At 48.1% G+C, this 19784-nt stretch carries 16 protein-coding genes; 5 read left to right on the forward strand and 11 right to left on the reverse strand.

Annotation, left to right across the window (positions count from 1 at the left end; genetic code table 11):
• Positions 1-5 precede the first annotated feature (5 nt).
• On the reverse strand, positions 6-1238 hold the full coding sequence (locus H5336_RS17570; RefSeq protein WP_185235521.1) for a multifunctional CCA addition/repair protein: 1233 nt from the start codon (positions 1236-1238) through the stop codon (positions 6-8).
• 392 nt (positions 1239-1630) lie between these two features.
• On the opposite strand from H5336_RS17570, the gene H5336_RS17575 reads away from it, so the two are divergent.
• Positions 1631-2596 carry a DMT family transporter gene (locus H5336_RS17575; protein ID WP_185235522.1) on the forward strand — a complete coding sequence of 322 codons (966 nt, stop codon included), beginning with the start codon at positions 1631-1633 and terminating at the stop codon, positions 2594-2596.
• Positions 2597-2610: 14 nt separating this feature from the next.
• On the opposite strand, the gene H5336_RS17580 is transcribed toward H5336_RS17575, so the two are convergent.
• From H5336_RS17580 to H5336_RS17590, 3 genes are read right to left on the reverse strand one after another with little or no spacing between them, the layout of a single operon-like run.
• Positions 2611-4134 (reverse strand): SpoVR family protein, encoded by a 1524-nt coding sequence (locus tag H5336_RS17580; RefSeq protein ID WP_185235523.1) that lies wholly within the window; start codon positions 4132-4134, stop codon positions 2611-2613.
• Positions 4135-4138: 4 nt separating this feature from the next.
• Entirely contained in the window at positions 4139-5404 is a 1266-nt protein-coding gene (locus H5336_RS17585) for a YeaH/YhbH family protein (protein ID WP_185235524.1), read from the reverse strand.
• 17 nt (positions 5405-5421) lie between these two features.
• Positions 5422-7344: a PrkA family serine protein kinase gene (locus H5336_RS17590; RefSeq protein WP_185235525.1), complete on the reverse strand. Its 1923-nt coding sequence runs from the start codon at positions 7342-7344 to the stop codon at positions 5422-5424.
• Positions 7345-7978: 634 nt separating this feature from the next.
• Here H5336_RS17590 and galE point away from each other — a divergent pair.
• Positions 7979-8998 (forward strand): UDP-glucose 4-epimerase GalE, encoded by a 1020-nt coding sequence (gene galE / locus H5336_RS17595; protein ID WP_185235526.1) that lies wholly within the window; start codon positions 7979-7981, stop codon positions 8996-8998.
• A gap of 24 nt (positions 8999-9022) precedes the next feature.
• Here galE and H5336_RS17600 read toward each other — a convergent pair whose 3' ends face one another.
• Genes H5336_RS17600 through H5336_RS17625 form a run of 6 tightly spaced genes read right to left on the reverse strand, consistent with a single transcriptional unit; the run spans position 9023 to position 15908 of the window.
• Positions 9023-9835 carry a symmetrical bis(5'-nucleosyl)-tetraphosphatase gene (locus H5336_RS17600; RefSeq protein ID WP_185235527.1) on the reverse strand — a complete coding sequence of 271 codons (813 nt, stop codon included), beginning with the start codon at positions 9833-9835 and terminating at the stop codon, positions 9023-9025.
• An 8-nt stretch (positions 9836-9843) separates the two neighbouring features.
• The gene (gene apaG, locus H5336_RS17605; protein WP_185235528.1) at positions 9844-10203 is read right to left on the reverse strand and encodes a Co2+/Mg2+ efflux facilitator ApaG/CorD; all 360 of its coding nucleotides are present in this window, start codon (positions 10201-10203) and stop codon (positions 9844-9846) included.
• 17 nt (positions 10204-10220) lie between these two features.
• Positions 10221-11033, reverse strand: coding sequence for a 16S rRNA (adenine(1518)-N(6)/adenine(1519)-N(6))-dimethyltransferase RsmA (gene rsmA, locus H5336_RS17610; RefSeq protein ID WP_185235529.1), 813 nt, complete (start codon positions 11031-11033; stop codon positions 10221-10223).
• Entirely contained in the window at positions 11030-12031 is a 1002-nt protein-coding gene (pdxA, locus tag H5336_RS17615) for a 4-hydroxythreonine-4-phosphate dehydrogenase PdxA (protein ID WP_185235530.1), read from the reverse strand. Before pdxA ends, rsmA begins: the two co-directional genes overlap by 4 nt.
• Positions 12032-12033: 2 nt before the next feature.
• Entirely contained in the window at positions 12034-13323 is a 1290-nt protein-coding gene (locus H5336_RS17620; RefSeq protein ID WP_185235531.1) for a peptidylprolyl isomerase, read from the reverse strand.
• Positions 13324-13346: 23 nt separating this feature from the next.
• Positions 13347-15908, reverse strand: coding sequence for an LPS-assembly protein LptD (locus tag H5336_RS17625; RefSeq protein WP_185235532.1), 2562 nt, complete (start codon positions 15906-15908; stop codon positions 13347-13349).
• Positions 15909-16003: 95 nt separating this feature from the next.
• On the opposite strand from H5336_RS17625, the gene H5336_RS17630 reads away from it, so the two are divergent.
• Positions 16004-17080 carry an aminoglycoside phosphotransferase family protein gene (locus H5336_RS17630; protein ID WP_313557657.1) on the forward strand — a complete coding sequence of 359 codons (1077 nt, stop codon included), beginning with the start codon at positions 16004-16006 and terminating at the stop codon, positions 17078-17080.
• Complete coding sequence (gene murU / locus H5336_RS17635) at positions 17077-17766, forward strand: N-acetylmuramate alpha-1-phosphate uridylyltransferase MurU (protein ID WP_185235820.1); 690 nt, start codon at positions 17077-17079, stop codon at positions 17764-17766. Before H5336_RS17630 ends, murU begins: the two co-directional genes overlap by 4 nt.
• 21 nt (positions 17767-17787) lie before the next feature.
• Here murU and H5336_RS17640 read toward each other — a convergent pair whose 3' ends face one another.
• Positions 17788-18894, reverse strand: coding sequence for a DUF3530 family protein (locus H5336_RS17640; protein ID WP_185235533.1), 1107 nt, complete (start codon positions 18892-18894; stop codon positions 17788-17790).
• Positions 18895-18941: 47 nt separating this feature from the next.
• Here H5336_RS17640 and rpe point away from each other — a divergent pair, with 47 nt between their 5' ends.
• Positions 18942-19643, forward strand: coding sequence for a ribulose-phosphate 3-epimerase (gene rpe, locus H5336_RS17645; protein WP_185235534.1), 702 nt, complete (start codon positions 18942-18944; stop codon positions 19641-19643).
• Positions 19644-19784: the final 141 nt, after the last annotated feature.

The following is a 19784-nucleotide window of genomic DNA, read 5'->3' on the forward strand; positions in this document are numbered from 1 at the left end:
TTCCCTTAGTTATGAGCAGTCGAACGCTTGAGTTCCTCAAGTCGTGACAATCGTTTTTTGTGCAAGGCGTCGCCAAAAGCCGCACCTTTCAGACCACTGGCGGCCATGGCTTTTGTGTCTATAGACTGAAGTGTTTCCAGTGCCTGCTGTAAATAGTCAGCTTGTGGATAAGGCTGATGCTCTAGGCCGGTTCTACCCTGAGCATCGGCTTGGCAACAGATGCAAAAAAGCTTGAATCGTTCTGGTCGGCGATACGCGTCTAAACGTTGCAGCGTTGTGAGCAATGTTTTTGCTGTGAGTTCGAGGGCCCGGTGACCGTGGGTGTGGAACTCTGCTACTCCTAACGCCAGGTCACGAAAGCTATTGGGAGCGCCTAGGCGGTCACACAAGGCCACTACGGGGGGGCGCGCAGCTTGTTCATGGCCATGATGGCTGGGCCATTTTTCCGGGGGAGTTAAGCCCTTCCCTAAATCGTGTATCAATGCGGCAAAGCGGGCCTCAGCAGACGGGGTTAACTGCGCACATCGATCGAGCGACAACAGTGAATGTAGGCCCGTGTCAATTTCGGGGTGGTGTTTTTCTGGCTGGGGTATTCCAAACAGCATATCCAGTTCGGGCATTAGCCGCTTTAGGGCGCCGCAATCTCGCAGTACTTCAATAAATACCGACGGTGATTGTTCACTCAGCGCACGGGAAAACTCTTTCCAGACTCGCTCTTGAACGAGGTGGTCGATTTCACCGCTAGCGACAATGGATTGCATGAGTGCGTAAGTTTCTGCGGCAATGCGAAAACCTAAATGATGGAAGCGGGCGGCAAAGCGCGCCACGCGTAAAACTCTGACTGGGTCCTCAGCAAAGGCTGGGGAAACATGTCGTAGGATTTTGTCGTGGATGTCCTGTTGGCCATTGAAGGGGTCTAGGAACTCGCCTTCTGCGGATTGCGCTATCGCATTAATGGTGAGGTCTCGTCGCAGTAAATCTTCTTCTAGGGTGATATCTGGGGACGTGTGAAAGGTAAAGCCTTTGTACCCTTTACCCGTTTTGCGCTCTTGTCTCGCAAGAGCATATTCTTCATTTGTTTGTGGGTGTAGAAATACCGGGAAATCTTTACCCACAGGCTTAAACCCAGCAGCAACCATTTTGTCTGGCGTGCCGCCCACTACAACCCAGTCTCTGTCGGGGCTGGGAATATTGAGTAATATGTCGCGAACAGCGCCGCCAACTAGAAATACGTGCATTTATTTTAAGACCAACTGTTGACCAAGTTTACATTATCACGCACACTCTAATGGAACTCGGGTAATTTTTCTATGCAGCTTCTTCATTTACCGGTATTGGTAAAACCGAAGATAACGACAAAAATAAAAATTACTCCGGTCTTTAAAGAGAATTCAATTAAGTAAAAACGAGTTTTATTCGATGTTTTCAATGGTAGGCAAATACATTCCAATGACCGCGGCGCACCTGGTGTGGCTTCTGCGTTGTTTTGTATTCTGTGTGCCGGATAAGTAGATGATTAAATAATTAATCTAAAAACTTGAAGGCCGCAGCTTAAAAAACTGCGGCCTTCGTCGTTTTAGGCTGTCAATTTTACTTTAATCGCTTCACACGGAAGGGCGAGGGTAGTGCTATGCCGGTAATATTAGCGTACATTTTTGTTGTATTTATATGGGCTACAACGCCATTGGCTATCCATTGGAGTAACAGTAGCCTAGCTTTTGCTACATCCGTTAGTTTACGTATGGTGTTAGCGTTGGTGCTATGCAGTATTTTAATGGTGATATTCCGTATTCCTTTGGTAAAGCACAAGCGCGATTGGACTGTTTTTTTGGCCGGCATGGTTGGGCTGTACCCAAATATGCTGCTGGTGTATTGGTCTGCCCAGTATATCTCATCTGGACTGATGGCGGTTATTTTGGGTTTATACCCTTTTGCTGTGGGTTTGTTTTCTTTGCTTTTACTAAAGGAGAATGTATTTAACCTGCGACGTATAGCAGCGCTATTGGTTGCGATAGCAGGTTTGGCCGTTATACACATAGAGCAAATCCAGCTTAGCCATAGTGCGTTCTACGGTATTGTTGGTATGTTAGGTTCTGCCTTTCTGTTTGCATTCAGTTCTGTGTGCGTAAAAGCGCTGGGTGGCGGGATGAACCCATTGCGGCAAACTACCGGGGTGTTGTTTTTGGCTGTACCCGCTTTTGCGGTAACTTGGTTTTTTGTGGATGGTGAAATTCCAGCTCAAATCGACAGTAAGTCGATTATAGGGGTGAGCTATTTGTCGGTAGCAGGCACAGCGATTGGATACACCCTGTTTTTTTATGTACTGCGCAATTGTTCAATGGTATCGGTCTCGCTTATTCCGCTAATAACACCGGTTTTGGCTCTGTCTATTGGATATTTATTCGCTAATGAAGCGATTACACTTTTTACTTTGGTGGGCTCCGCTTTGGTGATTGTATCGTTGGGGATTTATCAGTGTTCGATTGTGAAATTAGGGGAGCACGGCAGAAGAATACTATATGCAATACCTTCAAGGTATAAGCTTCAGAGTAAGCGTGAACCAATCCAGAGTGTAAGCCCGTGTATGGATGATTAGTATAAAGAGCGGTATTAACTAGCGGTACCTTGCGATAAGTCTGGGCAGTGGAATTCTTGTTTTACGTGATCGTCCTCCATTGAATAGAGGTGGATATCGAAACCCCATAGCCGATGGACGTGCTTGAGCACCTCGTCGGCTGTTTTTTGCTCCAGGGGGTTTCTATCGTGTCGGTAATGATGCAGTGTTAATGACCTATCGCCGCGAATGTCGACATCGAACACTTGGATGTTGGGTTCACGATCACCAAGATTATATTGTGCAGACAGGTTTTCACGAACGCGTTGATAGCCGATCTCGTCGTGTATGGCCACTACTTCTATGTTGTCTTTACGGTCATCATCGAGAATGGTAAATAGTTTTAAATCACGCATTAATTTCGGTGAGAGATATTGTAGAATAAAACTCTCGTCTTTGAAGTTGCGCATGGCAAAATTCAATGTTTCAAGCCAATCTTTCCCCGCTATGTCTGGAAACCATTCTTTATCTTCTTGCGTGGGGTTTTCGCAGATGCGGCGGATATCGCTCATCATATGGAACCCTAGTGTATAGGGGTTAATACCCGAGAAGTATTGACTGTTGTATGGGGGTTGATAAATTACGCTGGAATGTGACTGCATAAATTCCAACATAAAACCATCGGTAACCAGGCCCCTATCATAGAGAGTGTTAAGGAGTAAGTGGTGCCAAAAACAGGCCCATCCCTCATTCATTACTTGAGTTTGGCGCTGAGGATAAAAATACTGTGCTATTTTTCGTACAATACGAATCACCTCACGCTGCCAAGACTCTAGTAGCGGTGAATTTTTTTCGAAGAAATATAACAGATTTTCCTGTGGCTCGAGTGGGAATCTAGGCTTGTTAATGCCGCCATTTAGCTTGCTCGACGCGGGAATGGTACGCCACAAATCGTTCACTTGTTTTTGCAGGTACTCCTCACGTTCGCGTTGTAGTTCGCTCTCTTCATGTGCGGATAAAGGGTTGGGTCGCTTGTAACGGTCAACGCCGTAATTCATGATGGCGTGGCAGGAGTCAAGTATATCTTCTACCGCGCTCACACCGTGCCTTTCTTCGCATTTAGCGATATAATTTTTTGCAAATACAAGGTAGTCGATGATTGATGTGGCGTCTGTCCAGGCTTTGAAGAGATAGTTGCCTTTAAAGAATGAATTGTGACCGTAACAGGCATGGGCAATGACCAATGCCTGCATGGTCATGGTGTTTTCCTCCATCAAGTAGGCAATGCAGGGATCGGAATTAATCACTATTTCATAGGCCAGTCCCATTTGACCACGAGTGTATGATTGTTCCGTGCTTAAAAATTGTTTGCCATAGGACCAATGGTGGTAACTTATGGGCATGCCGACGGAGGCATAAGCATCCATCATTTGTTCCGAACTAATAATTTCAATTTGATTGGGGTACGTATCTAGACCAAATTCGGCGGCTATTTTGCCGATGGCTTGATCGTATTCGCTCACTAGCTCGAAACTCCATTCCGAAGATGTGGAAATTGGGTTTGCAGCGCGTTCAGTCATACGGTTAGTCCGTCTGCTTTTGAAAGAGTTGTCGGAATACTGGATAAATGTCGTGAACATCCACTATTTGTTTCATTGCAAAAGTGTTTGGAAAATCTGACATAACCTGTTCGTAGGAGTGCCAAAGGGCTTGGTGCTCGCGAGAGGTGATTTCGATATAGGAAAAATACTGTACTTTTGGTAATAGCCCTTCAGTGAGCGTTTTGTAACAGACAACTGAATCATCATTCCAATTGTCACCGTCGGATGCCTGGGCACCATAGATGTTCCACTCGCTGGCGGGGTAGCGTGTTTGCAATACTTCGTCCATTAATTTAAGCGCACTGGATACGATGGTTCCACCTGTTTCGCGGCTGTAAAAAAACTCCTGCTCGTCAACTTCTTTGGCGCTGGTGTGGTGGCGAATGAATACAACTTCGGTTTTTTCGTAATTGCGCTGCAGGAAAAGATAAAGTAAAAGAAAGAAGCGTTTGGCAATATCTTTGGTTGACTGATCCATAGACCCAGATACATCCATAAGGCAGAACATGACGGCCTTGGACGTGGGAATAGGGTGTTTTACTTGCAGGTTATATTTCAGATCAAAATCATCTAGCCAGGGGATAGCCCGAATTTTACCGCGAAGCTCATCTGCTTCTGTTTGTAGTTTCGTCAGTTTATCTGTTTGGGTGTTTGTTGCCTGTAGTGTGGCAATTTCGTCTTCCAGAGCTTTTAGGCGTTTACGTTTTTTGGAGGTTAAGGCAATTCGGCGGGAATTGGCAGAGCGAAGCGAACGGATGATATTGATTTTTCCAGGAGAGCCTTCGTTACTGATTCCGCCACGACGAAACTCGAATTCATCGTTGCCCGCAAGCTGACGTTTTACTAAGTTAGGTAGGGCTAGGTCTTCAAATAGGAAGTTCAGGAATTCTTCCTGTGATATCTGGAAGACGAATTCGTCTTCTCCTTCGCCCTTGTCACTAGCGCCGGAACCACTTCCTCCGCTACCACCGCCTTCGGGGCGCTTAATGTGGTCGCCTTTGCTAAATTGGTCGTTGCCAGGTAAAACTCTGGTATTTCGACCTCCTTTACCGTGCTGGAAAACGGGTTCACTGATATCTTGATTGGGGATGCTGATGTTTTCGCCGCTTTCTGTGTCAGTGATTGAGCGTTTATCTACCGCATCGGAAACCGCCTTTTTAATGTGCTGACGATATCGTCTCAAAAAACGTTGGCGGTTCACCGTGCTTTTTTTTCTGGAATTTAGTCTCCGGTCAACAATATAACTCACAGTAACTCCCTGAAACTTTACTGGGATTTTCGTACGCGTAGATACCATTCGGACAGTAATCGGACCTGTTTTTCGGTGTAGCCTCGTTCAACCATACGCGCAACAAAATCCTGATGTTTTCTTTTGTCGTCAGTAGAGGATTTTGTGTTAAATGAAATTACAGGCAAAAGCTCTTCGGTATTTGAAAACATTTTCTTTTCGATGACGGTACGTAGTTTTTCGTAACTATTCCAGCTTGGGTTTTTACCGTTATTGTTTGCTCTGGCTCGGAGTACAAAATTTACGATTTCATTTCGGAAATCCTTAGGGTTGCTTATGCCAGCCGGCTTTTCGATTTTTTCAAGTTCTTCATTGAGCGCGCCACGATTGAGTATTTCACCTGTTTCGGGGTCTCTGTATTCCTGATCTTGGATCCAGAAGTCGGCGTAGATGACGTAACGATCGAAGATGTTTTGACCATACTCAGCATAGGATTCAAGATAGGCAGTTTGAATTTCTTTGCCAATGAATTCAACATACCGGGGGGCGAGAAATTCCTTAATAAACGAAAAATATCGGTCGCGTATCTCTTCTTGGAATTGTTCCTGCTCTATTTGCTGTTCCAGTACATAGAGTAGGTGCACTGGGTTGGCGGCTATTTCCGTTGGGTCAAAGTTAAATACCTTAGATAATATTTTGAACGCGAAGCGTGTGGACAGGCCGTTCATACCTTCGTCTACACCCGCGAGATCTTTGTATTCCTGTAAAGATTTTGCCTTTGGGTCTGTGTCTTTCAGATTTTGACCGTCATAAATACGCATTTTGGAAAATAGATTGGAATTTTCCGGTTCTTTCATGCGCGATAAAACGGTGAACTGAGCAAGCATTTTCAAGGTGTCGGGTGCACAAGGTGATTGACTCAATGAACTGTTGAGTAGAAGCTTTTCGTAAATGTGTACTTCTTCAGAGAGTCGTAGACAGTAGGGTACTTTTACGATGTAAACCCGATCGATGAATGCTTCGTTGTTTTTGTTGTTTTTGAATGTCTGCCATTCAGCTTCGTTGGAGTGAGCCAGTACTATTCCGTCGTAAGGGATTGCGCCCAAGCCTTCGGTACTGTTGTAGTTCCCTTCTTGTGTTGCGGTCAACAGGGGGTGTAGTACTTTAATGGGGGCTTTGAACATTTCCACAAATTCCATAATGCCCTGGTTGGCACGGCACAGGCCACCGGAAAAACTGTAGGCGTCTGGATCGTTTTGCGGAAAGTCTTCCAGTTTACGGATATCCACTTTACCAACAAGGGAAGAAATGTCTTGGTTGTTCTCGTCACCAGGCTCGGTTTTGGATACCGCTATTTGGTCCAATACCGACGGGTACGTTTTTATTACTTTAAACTGACTGATATCGCCGCCATATTCGTGTAGACGTTTAACAGCCCATGGAGACATAATGGTTTTGATATAACGCGCAGGTATGCGGTAGTCTTCTTCGAGAATGGCCGCGTCTTCGTCCGGGTCAAAAAGCCCTAGTGGAGATTCAAAAACCGGGGAGCCTTTCAGGCAGTAAATAGGTTGCTTTTCGATAAGGGATTTTAGCTTTTCTGCTAGTGAAGATTTGCCGCCGCCAACGGGACCGAGTAAGTAGAGTATCTGTTTCTTTTCTTCCAGCCCTTGAGCGGCATGCTTGAAGAAAGCGACTATTTGGCTGATGGCTTCGTCCATGCCATAAAATTCTTCGAATACTTGGTATCGTTGAATAACTTTATTGGAAAATATCCGGCTCTGGCGTGCATCTTTGGATGTGTCGACAAGCTTAGGTTCACCGATGGCTGCCAGAATTCGCTCGGCAGCACTGGCGTAAACGGTAGCGTCTTTTTTGCACAGCTCTAGGTATTGCTGAACACTGAGCTCCTCTTCCTGAGTAGCGTCGTACCTTTCACGGTAGTGATTAAAAATTGTCATGCGTAGCCTCCTTTAATACCTGAAGATAACCCTCGGTATTAATACTGGAAAATCGGCGGGCGGATTCACCGCGTTGCTGACAGATCCGTGGCAATGCAAATTGTGGTTTTATCTAACCTGTTGTTCTGTTTTTGACTGTTTCGTTGCCAGAGATCAATCACCTCAGGTAAATACGAAAGTAACTCTATCTATTCGAAATTTACCTTCTGCCCGTTATAAGAATAGACGTAAGGGCCTAGTAACACTAATTTAAACCTGTATGTAGAGGCTAAATAGGTACCTAATTTTGTGACAGGTGCTTAGTTCGGCCACTCTATTGAAGTGAGGTAAACCCTGGGGCATTGTGTTTTGGCTCGGCTTGAGGGGCGGGCGTTCGTAGAAAAAGAGTGTTACCGGCCCCGCTATATTTCAAATCAGTTTTATTCAGAGTAAGGGGTATTCGTACGCGTAAAGTGGTAACACTTTTTAACAAACGTGACGTAAAATTACACACGATTTACTCGAGCTTAGTCGTTAACTGCGCGCTGTAAATAAATTAGACAATTCTTGTGCCAATTATTGTGGGTGGCTTTATGGGTTCTTGTCTCATTTGTGTGATAATACGGCCTAATTTTTTTATTAAGGGATTCATTCTATGACGGTATTGGTAACAGGCGGTGCTGGGTATATCGGTAGCCACACATGTATAGAGCTTATTGGTGCCGGATTCGATATTGTCGTGGTAGATAACCTCTCTAATAGTAAGGCTGAATCTCTGAAGCGTGTAGAGGAAATCGCCGGTAAAGCGGTACCTTTTCACCGGTTAGATGTCACCGACCGCGATGCTTTACGTGAAGTGTTTTCTCAATATGAGGTCAGCGCAGTAATCCATTTTGCCGGTTTAAAGGCTGTTGGCGAGTCTAACGATATACCGTTGTCGTATTACCACAACAATGTCGGAGGAACGATTGCGCTGTGTGAGGTCATGGAGGAATTTGGGGTGACGCCGTTACTGTTTAGCTCCTCGGCTACGGTTTATGGCGACCCTGCGTCTGTCCCTATTCTTGAAAATTTTCCTACCAGTGCAACTAATCCCTATGGTCGCAGTAAGTTAATGGTGGAGGAAGTTTTACGTGACGTTTGTAAAGCGGCTAACAATAGTTGGAGAATTGCGCTATTACGCTACTTTAATCCTATTGGTGCCCATGAAAGTGGTCATATCGGCGAAGACCCACAGGGAATTCCTAACAACTTGCTTCCCTATGTTGCCCAAGTTGCAGTTGGCAAGCTCGAAAAGTTAGGGGTATTCGGGGATGACTACCCAACGATAGATGGCACGGGCGTGCGGGATTATATACACGTAGTCGACTTGGCCCGTGGTCATGTGAAGGCTTTGCAGAAACTTTTGGCATCGCAAGCCTGTTGCCTGACCTACAACTTGGGTACTGGGCGTGGTTACAGTGTTTTAGAGATTGTAAAAGCTTTCGCCGACGCCAGTGGGCGTGACATACCCTACCAGATCAGCCCTCGACGGCCAGGTGATATTGCCCAGTGCTACGCCGATCCGGCACTGGCGGCGAGAGAGCTGGGCTGGAAAGCCGAGTTTGATATTAGTCGAATGGTGACCGATGCTTGGCGGTGGCAGTCAAGTAATCCTAAGGGTTACGACGATTAGGTAAGTACTTGCTTGTGGCGGTTATTAGCAGTCGCAACCAACTGAAAACAACTTGCCGTCTTCAAGGCGGTATGCGGTTAATTTTTCCCCCCAGACGCAGCCGGTGTCCAAGCCGATAAAGTTTTGGCTATCGGTATTGCCTTGAAGGGCTGCCCAGTGCCCGAAGATAATATTTTTATCGGCACAGCGATGGGAGGGGTGTTTGAACCAGGGAGCAAACCCTTTGGGCGGGTCTTCAGGGCCGAGGTTGGCGTTGAGTTCAAGGCGCCCTTTCTTATCGCAGAAGCGCATGCGAGTGAGGTAGTTAGTGATTACTCGTAAACGGGTTTCGCCTTGTAATTCGTCACTCCAATTATCCGGTGTGTCGCCATACATGGCTTTAAGATAGGTGTGGTATTTTTTACTTTGCAGGGCTTTTTCCACTTCTGCAGAATACGCTAGGGCTTCGCGAACGCTCCAGGTTGGTGGTATACCTGCGTGAACGATCGTGTGCTTCAATTTTTTGTCGTGATACACCAGCGGTTGTTGGCGTAACCAATCGATCAATTCCTGTCGATCGGGTGCCTTGAGAATTCTGGCCATTTCGTTCTTTGGGTTCAGTTTTTTAAAGCCGGCATCAATCGCCAATAGGTGCAGGTCGTGATTACCTAGCACCGTAATGGCTGCTCTCCCGAGCCCTTTTACCAGGCGCAGAACACCTAGGCTATCGTGGCCCCGATTAACTAGGTCACCGGCAAACCAGAGTTGGTCGTCTTTGCGGGAGAAGTTGACTTTGTCTAATAATTGCAGCAATGGATCCAAGCAGCCTTGAACATCGCCGATTGCGTAGGTTGCCATGGGGAGCCTTAGTGAAGTGCTTGGGGCTGGATTAGGGCAAATGTAGGAATATCGGCTTCGAATTTACTGCCGTTATCGCGCATCATGACATAGTGCCCTTGCATGGTGCCGGTGGTGGTTTCCAGTACCGCACCACTGGTATAGGTATAGGTTTCACCGGGTTCCAGTCGTGGTTGGTCACCCACAACGCCCACGCCGGTTACTTCTTGAATTTGGTTGTTGGCGTCGGTTATTTGCCAGTAGCGGCTCACCAGTTTGGCGGCTTCATCGCTATCGTTTTCAATGCTCACGGTGTAGGCAAATACATACTTACTTTCCAATGGTTTGGATTGCACTTGCAGGTATTGCGAAGTAACACTAACTTTCATGCATGTTTCCGAGTGGGTTATGGCTCTGCGTATTCGGCTGGCCAGAGCTGATTACATAATTGTACATAGTCCTCAAGGCTCAGGTTTTCTGCACGCTTTTTTAGATCAATATTAAAGTTATTGTCGTCAAAATTCACCCCTAAACTCTTCAGTGAATTGCGAAGTGTTTTGCGTCTTTGAGAAAAAGCGGTTCTCACTAGCAGTTCGAGCTTGTTCAGGTGATAAACCGGATGTGGAAGCTGGGTGTGCGGGGTAAGCCTGACAATGGCTGAATCTACTTTGGGAGCAGGAGAAAAGGATTCTGGCGGCACCTCAAATAGGTTTTCTACCTGACAGTAGTACTGCGCCATTATTCCCAATCGGCCGTAATTCTTCTCCCCGGCGCTAGCCGCCAGCCGCTCCACCACTTCTTTTTGTAGCATGAAGTGCATGTCTTTTACTTGCGCCTGATAGCTGAGCAAGTGAAAGATAAGCGGTGTCGAAATATTGTAGGGTAGATTACCGACGATTCGCAGTGGCTTCCCCGCAGTTATGAGGTTGGCAAAATCATATTTTAGGGCATCGGCTTGATGGATTTTAAAGTCCTCATACTTGGCAAATTGTGCCAGCAGTACGGGTATTAGATCGCGATCCAGCTCAATGACATTCAGCTTTTGGCAATGTTCCAGTAGCGGGGCGGTTATGGCACCTTTGCCGGGGCCAATTTCGACTAGATTGTCATCGGGCTTGGGGGCAATGCTGCGAACTATGTGGTTAATTAGCCGCTCGTCGATCAAAAAGTTTTGCCCGAAGCGTTTTCGGGCTCTGTGTTCTGTGGGTTTCCGGCTCACTGGGGGGCTCCAAACTTAGTGGCAGCCAATTCGGCAGCAATTGTTAGGGCGACTTCCAAGCTGCCGCCATCGGCTGTACCTGTTCCTGCTAGATCTAGTGCAGTACCGTGATCCACCGATGTGCGAATAAAGGGGAGCCCCAAGGTAATATTAACTGCGTTGCCAAAGCCTTTGTGTTTAAGCACAGGCAGGCCCTGATCGTGATACATGGCGAGCACGGCATCGGCCTGTTCGAGGTTTTTAGGGGTAAACAGTGTGTCGGCGGGCAGTGGGCCCACTAGGTTCGCACCTTTATCCCTAAATTCATTTAAAAGCGGAGTGATGATGTTTATCTCTTCCATGCCTAAATGCCCACCTTCGCCAGCGTGGGGGTTGAGCCCACAAACTAATATGCGAGGCTCGGTTAGACCAAAATGGTGCTTGAGATCATGAAGTAAAATATTTATTACTTCGCGTAGAGAGTCGCGGGTTATTGCGGCCGACACCTCTTTTAATGGCAGGTGTGTGGTTGCCAGCGCAACGCGCAATCCGCTTGTGGCCAGCATCATGACCACTTTGGGTGTACCGCTCTTTTCGGCAAAGAATTCGGTGTGTCCAGAGAAGGGCACGCCGGCGTCGTTAATAACACTTTTTTGTACTGGGCCGGTGACCACGCCAGCGAATGTACCTTTAAGGCAGCCATCGGTGGCTTGTTGCAGTGTCTGCAATACATAGTTCGCGTTGGCCGTGTCGAGCTGCCCGGCCATGGCTGGCTTGGCCAGCGGTATATCCAGAACCTGCAATTGCCCTGCGGGCGCTGGTTTGGCTTGAGTATTGGGGTCAAAGGATCTCAGCTCAATTTTCAAGCCTAGCTGTTTAGCGCGAGTGGCCAGCATTTGCTTACTGGCGAGGGCAACAAGCTGGTAATCGCGAGCTTTTTGTGCCGCAGCGAGCACTAAGTCGGGCCCAATGCCTGCCGGCTCTCCGGGGGTGATGCCTAGCCTGAAAATGTGTGACACCGTTAAAGTTTCTTCTCGATAAAGGCTTCGTCACGCATTTCTTGCAGCCACACTTGGGTTTCATCTTCAAATCGTCGGCTGGTGAGAACCTGGCGCGCTTTCATGCGCAGCGCTTCTTTGGTGAAGTCTTCTTGGCGGCGTTCGAGTACTTCGAGTATGTGCCACCCGAATTGGGTAAGAAACGGTTCTGAAATTTCACCGATTTTACCTTCGCGTATTTTTTGGGCGAATTCTGGAACAAACTGGTTGGGGTCGGCCCAATCCATGTCGCCGCCTTGAAGTTTGGAGCCAATATCTTCGGAGTGGTCTTTGGCTAGGTCACCGAACTCGGCTTCTTCGCTGACAATTTGTTCGCGTATACCTTTGAGTTTTGTCAGTGCTTTTTCTTCGCTGAGAATGGTCGAGGGTTTGATTAGGATATGGCGAACCCGTGCCTGAGCAACAATTTGTTTGGTTTCCCCGCGCTTATCGTGCAGCTTAAGGATATGGAACCCTGCCTGACTGCGGGCGGGTTTTGCCACTTCGCCAACACTTAATTTGGGCGCAATTTCGGCAAACAAGGTGGGCAGATCTGAAGATTTTCTGAAACCTAAATCGCCGCCTTTAAGGGCCGAGGGGCCGGAAGATTCGGCAATGGCCAGTTCTTCAAAGTTGGCGCCTTTTTTGAGCTGCTCATAAATACGGTTGGCTTTCTCCTCTGCGGCGGTGGTTTGTGCTTTGTTGGGAGAGGGAGGCAAGGAAATTAGGATATGTCCCAAATGGAAGTCGGGGGAGATCCAGAATTGCGCAGCAGCCGATTGGAGGAAGTTACTGATTTCCTGCTCAGAAATACGAATACGACCACGAACCACACCTTGGGATACGTTGCGGATTTTCAAATCGCGGCGAATTTTTGCCTGAAATTCGTGAATGCTGGCACCGTCTTTAGCTAATTCTGCCGCTAGCTGTTCGGTGCTCCAGCCTTGGTTGGATTTAATGTTTTCGAGGGCGTCGTTCACTTCAGCATCGGGTACTTCGATACCGTACATATCGGCCATATTGAGTTGCAGTATTTCTGAGATTAGCTGATCCAGTATTTGGTTTTGCAGCACATCCCTAGGGGGTAGACGCATATTGGACTGTTTCGCGCGGGCGGCGATTTCTTGCAGTCGGGCGTCGAGCTCAGATTGCATAATGACCGATTTGTCTACGATAACCACAACGCGATCGAGCATTTGCGGTTCGGCGTGGGCCTGTATGGCCCAAATTGCAAGAACGAGGCTGAAGATCAGGCGTGTAATTGGTTTACTCATTTTTTGACTTATCTGCATGGTGTCTACTGGTTGAGGCGCCTTTCGCGCTCGCGGTACCCGTAGATGCTATCCTCGAGGATGGCATCTACCTTGGCTCCGGAGCTTCCCAGCCCTTTAAATTGGATTTCAAAAAACACGCCTTGATCGTGCAGCGCATCTTCGGTGTCGGTTAGGGCCGCTATATTACTGTCCAGCCAGCGGCGAGCCAAGAGGCGTAGACGATAGCAGCAATCGTTGTATTCGAGCCCGAGAAAGGTTTCCAGTTCCCGGCCCGAGGTAAAGTCGTAGTTTACCCTGCCCATGCTAACCCATTGCTTTGACAGTGGCTTGACGAAGGACATGTCAATTTGGTCGATACCGGTACTGCTAGAGGTGCCCTTTCGCACGTAGCTGTAACCTAAATTCATCAGTGTGCGGCTTTCTTCTGTGGTGAGCTGTACACCGGCCGTGCCTCGGGTAAACAAATCTGTTTCGCTATCGTAAACACTGCTGGCGAAGAAGCGCCCCCAAGGGCCGAGACGCACGCGCATTTCTCCGGCAAATTCTGATTTATCTTGCGTGTTTATGCTCTGGTCGAGAGACACTTGTTGGTCACTAAAATAGACGATTTGACCCAGGCTGAAGCTCAGGTACTCTTCGCTGGAGGCTTGGTGATACCAGTTTGACGTGATGCCTAGCGTCATGCGGTTGGCATCTTCGAGTCGGTCACCACCGCTAAAACGGGAGCCTCGGTAGAGCTGGGAGTATGAAAATGTACGTTCGCTGGTGTCGAAATTAACGGCTTGACCGTCATTGGTGACATCAAAAAGCTGTTGGTGGTCGTCGTAGCTCCGATACATATAATACAATCGGGGTTCCAGTGTCTGCTGAAAGGCGCCACCAGGGTGTTCAAAAACAAGCCCGGTGTCGAGGCTTGCCGAGGCTGTGGCTATTGAAGGGGACTGATTGGCCGTGGGGCTCAGGTTATCTTTGTCGAGACTGTAGCTCAGGCTCTGTACTCCAACTTCGGGTTTAAAGAACCCCCAGCTAGCGCGCTTGTTTAGGTTTAATCGGTAATCGGTGGTTAGCCGTTGCCCTTTTATAACAACTCGGCCGTCGCGCCAATAGTCATCGTCGTGGTCAAAGCGGGTGTACTCATGGTTTAGCACGGTACCTAGCGCACCGCTTTGATAGTTGCCGTTTAGATTAACCTGCGGTAGGCGCTGATACTGTGGGTCTACATTGTAGATAAGAATCTGGTAATTTTGAGCGAGGGTGCTCAGCTCCCAGTTGCTGAAGCGATAGCCGCCACCGATCATCTGATCGAGGTGGGTGGTGTTCTGTACTGAAAACGATGATAGCCCTAGGTCGCGGAAATAGTCATTGTCGCTTGCCTGGGTATAGTTTATTTCTGAAAACCAGTTTTCCCCTGCTCCACCCAGTTGATTGAGCTGTGTTAACCAACGGTTTTCCCCTTTGTAGGGCTTGGCTTGCTCCTCGGTAATCACCCCCGCGTCTATCTGTGCCTCTATGTCGGGCGAGCGTCCACCCTGATCGTTTGCAAGTATTGCGAAGCTGGCCTCAGTTTCGAAATGGGTGCTTAGGTGTCGGCCCTCGGCTTCGAGCATCGCACCGCGTTTACTGATTAAGCGTGGCGTGAGTACGGCATCGTAATTGGGCGCAAGGTTGAAATAGTAGGGGAAGGCCAAGTCTAGGCCGTTGCGTTCACTAACGCTTATGGACGGAAATAAAAATCCGGATTTTCTCGCATCGCCCACAGGGAAGGTGATATAGGGCAGCCACAAAATGGGGTAATCGAGCACTTTGAGTTTCATGTTACGCGCCGAACCTTGCTGGCCCGCCGTATCTATGGTTATTCTTTCACCTTCTAGTACCCAGGTATTGGAGTTGGGTTCACAGCTAGTAAAAGAGCCATTTTCGAGCACAATAACTTTGTCGGCTGACTGGCTAATGGCTTCAGCGCCTCCACGGAGGTGCTGTTCGTGAAGTATAAAATCGGCATCCTTGAACTCGGCAGAATGATTGGTACCATTGGCTTTGGCGGAGCTGCCATGAAGTAGTAGGCCGGGCTGGCGAACCTGTACATTGCCTTCCATGCTGGCGAGGTCTTTATCTATCTCGTAGGTCATTTTGTCGGCAAATATACGCCGCGCTCCTTGAGATAATTCCACGTTGCCTTGTAATTGTGCGGTTTCGCCCTCTCTCACTACGGTTTCATCGGCTTCTATTTGCAGAGGGACCTGTTCAAGTTTGTCAGCTTCATCGCCCAATGATGCGGCAATCGACATCATTGGGTCGATGTAGAGGCCGTCACAGCCAGGCGACACAGTCGCTCGTTGCGCCGCTGATAATGTGTGGGTGGGATGCCAGTCGGAGCTCTTGTGCAATTCTGTTGGAGTTGGTGTTGGCGCTGGTATCGCAGCAGAATCTTGCCTTCCTATGTCTGCTTGAACGGACGTAGAGCTGAATAATAGCGGGAAAAGCACCAGAGACAGGAGTGCCGTTGGAAGCCTCACGCAAGAGCAAGAGAGCTTTAATCGCCGGTTGGTAATGGCTGGCTTGTGGCGAGCAAAGCTCTTGGGCATACTAAATTCCACGTAGGGTTCCTGCAAAATCGGAGATTTTACTGGCCTCCGCGTAAATAGTACATTCACAAATGTTTTAAAGTTGAGGGCAACAAGTGGTCGCTGGTGAAACTGGGCTGGGTTTACACGATGAACAAAAGCAACAGCATGTTGAAAGGCTGCGCCAGTGGGTGAGGCAACAGCTTCTTTTGTTGGGTGAGGGCCAAGGCGCAGCTGAGCATTGGCAGCCTCTGGGTGGGGATGCTGGCTTTCGTCATTATTTTCGCTTGGATAGCGCTCAGCTTGCCAGCGGCAGAAAATTATTAGCAGTTTGGGCGCCGCCTGCAACCGAAAAAAATAAAGAATTCGTCGATATTGCAACACGTTTTCGCGCTCAGGGAATCACCACGCCGGAAGTCTACGGTTTTGACCTGCAGACGGGCTTTATCCTGATTGAAGATCTAGGCGATGCCTTGTTGCTTGATGTGTTGCAAGAGTCAAACGTGGACCATCTCTATGGATCTGCTTTAGACGAATTGTTAAATATTCAGCAATGTTCTAGCGATGAGATCTTGTTTGCCCACTACAACCGCAAAGAGCTCATGCGCGAACTGAATGTGTTTGTTGAGTGGTTTGTACCACGGTTACTGGGTTATGAATTATCCGCTGAAGATGAAAGCATGATTGTCAGGGTTTTTGAACATCTCTGTGATTCTGCGTTGGAACAACCACAGGTTATCGTTCATCGTGATTTTCATTCTAGAAATCTTGTATATAGAGAGAATAAAGCGCCTGGCGTTATTGATTTTCAAGACGCCGTACTTGGGCCAGTTACCTACGATGTGGTTTCGCTACTGCGTGACTGCTATGTTTGCTGGCCGGCCGAACATGTGGCGAGCTGGGCGCAAGGTTATGCAGAACAGCTAGTGGCAGCGAAAATATTACCGCCCGAACAGCTGCCAACCTTTGGCCGTTGGTTCGATTGGATGGGGCTGCAGCGCCATATTAAAGTACTAGGCGTTTTTGCACGCTTGTACCTTCGAGATGGTAAAACGGCTTATTTAGACGATTTGCCGTTGGTTATTCACTATACCCGGTCGGTTTCCGCTCAATATCCGGAGTTCGAACCTTTTATTCGTTGGTTCGATGACAAACTCTTGCCTCTTTGCAGGCAACAAAGTTGGATGAGATGATTAAGCGCGCGATGATACTTGCGGCCGGAGAGGGGCGGCGAATGCGGCCGCTTACGCTCGACCTGCCTAAACCGTTATTGGCTGTTGGCGAAAAGCGGCTTATAGAATTACATCTGGACAACCTTCGGCGCGCAGGTATTGAAGAGGTTGTTATTAATGTTTCTTGGCTTGGGCAAAAAATTATCGACTACCTTGGTGATGGTGATCGCTACGGCCTTTCCATAGTCTACTCAGCCGAGTTAGAGCCGCTAGAAACCGGAGGCGCTCTTAATTGCGCTGGCTCGTTACTTGGTAATAAACCTGTGCTATTGGTTAATGGTGATATTTGGACAGATTTCCCGTTGGAGACATTGCTGAAGCGAAACACCAAAAGCTTTCACCTCGTAATGATCGAAAACCCCGGTCACAATACGGGGGGGGATTTTTCCTTGGTTGATAGCCATATTATACGCGCTACTGCTGGACGAGCTTCTTGCACTTACAGCGGAATCGGTGTTTTTCACCCTAATTGTATTCGCAACTACCCTAAAGTCAGACAAAAATTTGCCCTTCGTGAGGTGTTTGAATGGTTGATTGATGGTAATCGGTTAACGGGTGAATTATATCGGGGAGCGTGGATGGATATAGGGACACCTGAGCGGTTGGAGGCCTTGCAGCAGCGGTTTACTGCACTAGGGGGCCCGTGACCGGAACCGGAGTGTCAGTATTTAGTAACCATCAAGTTGCACGCCTTTGGCATGCTTGTTTAAGAAGCCGCGAATGCGCTTTGCCAGCCTATCTTCGATTTCTTCTGATGTTTGCCCTGGCGGATTAAGATGGACTTGCGAATATTTTTGTAGTTGTTTCTTTCGTATTGCTTTTTTCCTCTGCTGGGGTTCTGTACGGGATAAATAATGTGTGCCTGTATATATGTCCAGAACCGGCAAGGTCTCGTCGTTTAGCCACTCGGCTATCATCTGATTGTTACCTGAAAATGGGATAGTGTTGCGAGCGTCAATTAAGATTAGCGCGCGCACCGAGCGAGCAATAACAGCTTTTGCATTTGCTTCTCGTAGCTGTTTGTCCAGTTTGCCTGTTTGCAGGTTTTCCATTCCATCTAAAAAGCGTGCGGCGCGAGTCGCGCCTAGACCATAGCCGACAAATACAATATTGAACTGGCCTTTCTCGTTCAAGAAGTCCATCGCGGCCTTAGCTCGAGCCTTCACCTCGGTTTCGACGGCTTCGTCATCAGTGCTGGTGTTTCCTCCATCGTTTTTTGGGCTAGCGTCATTGGGCTTGTCTTGGCTTGGCTCCTCTATAGGCGTTTCAGCGTCGACTTGCTTTTTGGGGCGGGCGGGTGGGCGCTCCGGCGGTATAGGCGTTACTGGGTCGGGCAGTTCGATAGACAGGGTGGCCCAGCCAAATAGGGTGAGATGCTGGTGCAGTACGGCCACGGTTGATGGCCAGTTTGCATTCTCGCCAGCATCATGAAATATGAGTACGGCGCCTAAAGGGGTACCGCTGGTGTCTGTATGCCATAGGCCTGGGAACGATTTCCCATTTGCGTTTAGGCTTACGAGGCCTTTGTTTTGATAGGCTTCGCTTAAAAGTGTGAGCTTTTGTGTTTGTGTGTCAGGAGCCGTTTTTTCGGGCGTTAAATTTACCGAAGGTTGTTCAACGTTACTGGGGGCTTCGCTAACGGTGGTTTCGGCGTTATTTTGTGCCCAGGTGGGCAGCGCTAAAAATACCGTAAGTAGCAAGCTACTGCAGCTGGCAAGCCAATGCTTTGCGCGTAATATTGGAAAAAGTAAAAATTGGTTTAGGGTAAATCCCATATTCAGTACAATGCCTTGCGTTTAGATACATCCAATTGGGGGAATGTATGAGTCATATTACCGTTGCGAACAAGCGCAATACTTTCAGCATAGCACCTTCCATACTCGCGGCAGATTTTGCCCGCTTAGGCGAGGAGGTGGCATCTGTGTTAGCTGCGGGCGCCGATATTGTTCATTTTGATGTAATGGATAACCACTACGTACCCAACCTCACTTTTGGGCCAATGGTGTGTACAGCGTTGCGTAAATACGGCATTACGGCTCCCATTGACGTGCATTTGATGGTTGAGCCTGTGGATGACCTTATCGCCAGTTTCGCTGATGCCGGAGCGAGTTATATCAGCTTCCACCCCGAAGCCAGTCGGCACCTTGATCGTTCACTGCAACTGATACGCAGCAAGGGGTGTAAGCCAGGGCTGGTGTTGAATCCGGCAACAGGACTTCAGCTTATTGAACCGGTGTTGGATCAGCTAGATATGCTACTGCTTATGTCGGTGAATCCGGGGTACGGAGGTCAAAAATTTATTCCTTATGTGTTGGATAAGGCTAGGGCAGCGAGGCAATTATTGGACGAGCGCGGTCTGTCTACACGATTGGAAATTGATGGGGGTGTAAACGTGGATAATATTGCTGAAATTGCCGAGGCTGGAATTGATACCTTTGTAGCGGGTTCGGCCATTTTTGGGCAAAAGGACTATCACGCGGCTATCACAGCTATGCGTGATAGACTGGCCTCCATACCACGATAAAAAAATTAACCGTCAGTTATTTCGTTTGATCCCATGTTGAATTGCCGTTTTTATTTAAAGTATCTCGGGTTCGGTCTAACCGGGTGCAACGCGTGCTACGTATCTAGCTTATTTCGGCAGGTATTCATCCGATCTGGATCA

Source organism: Teredinibacter franksiae (assembly GCF_014218805.1).
GTDB lineage: Bacteria > Pseudomonadota > Gammaproteobacteria > Pseudomonadales > Cellvibrionaceae > Teredinibacter > Teredinibacter franksiae.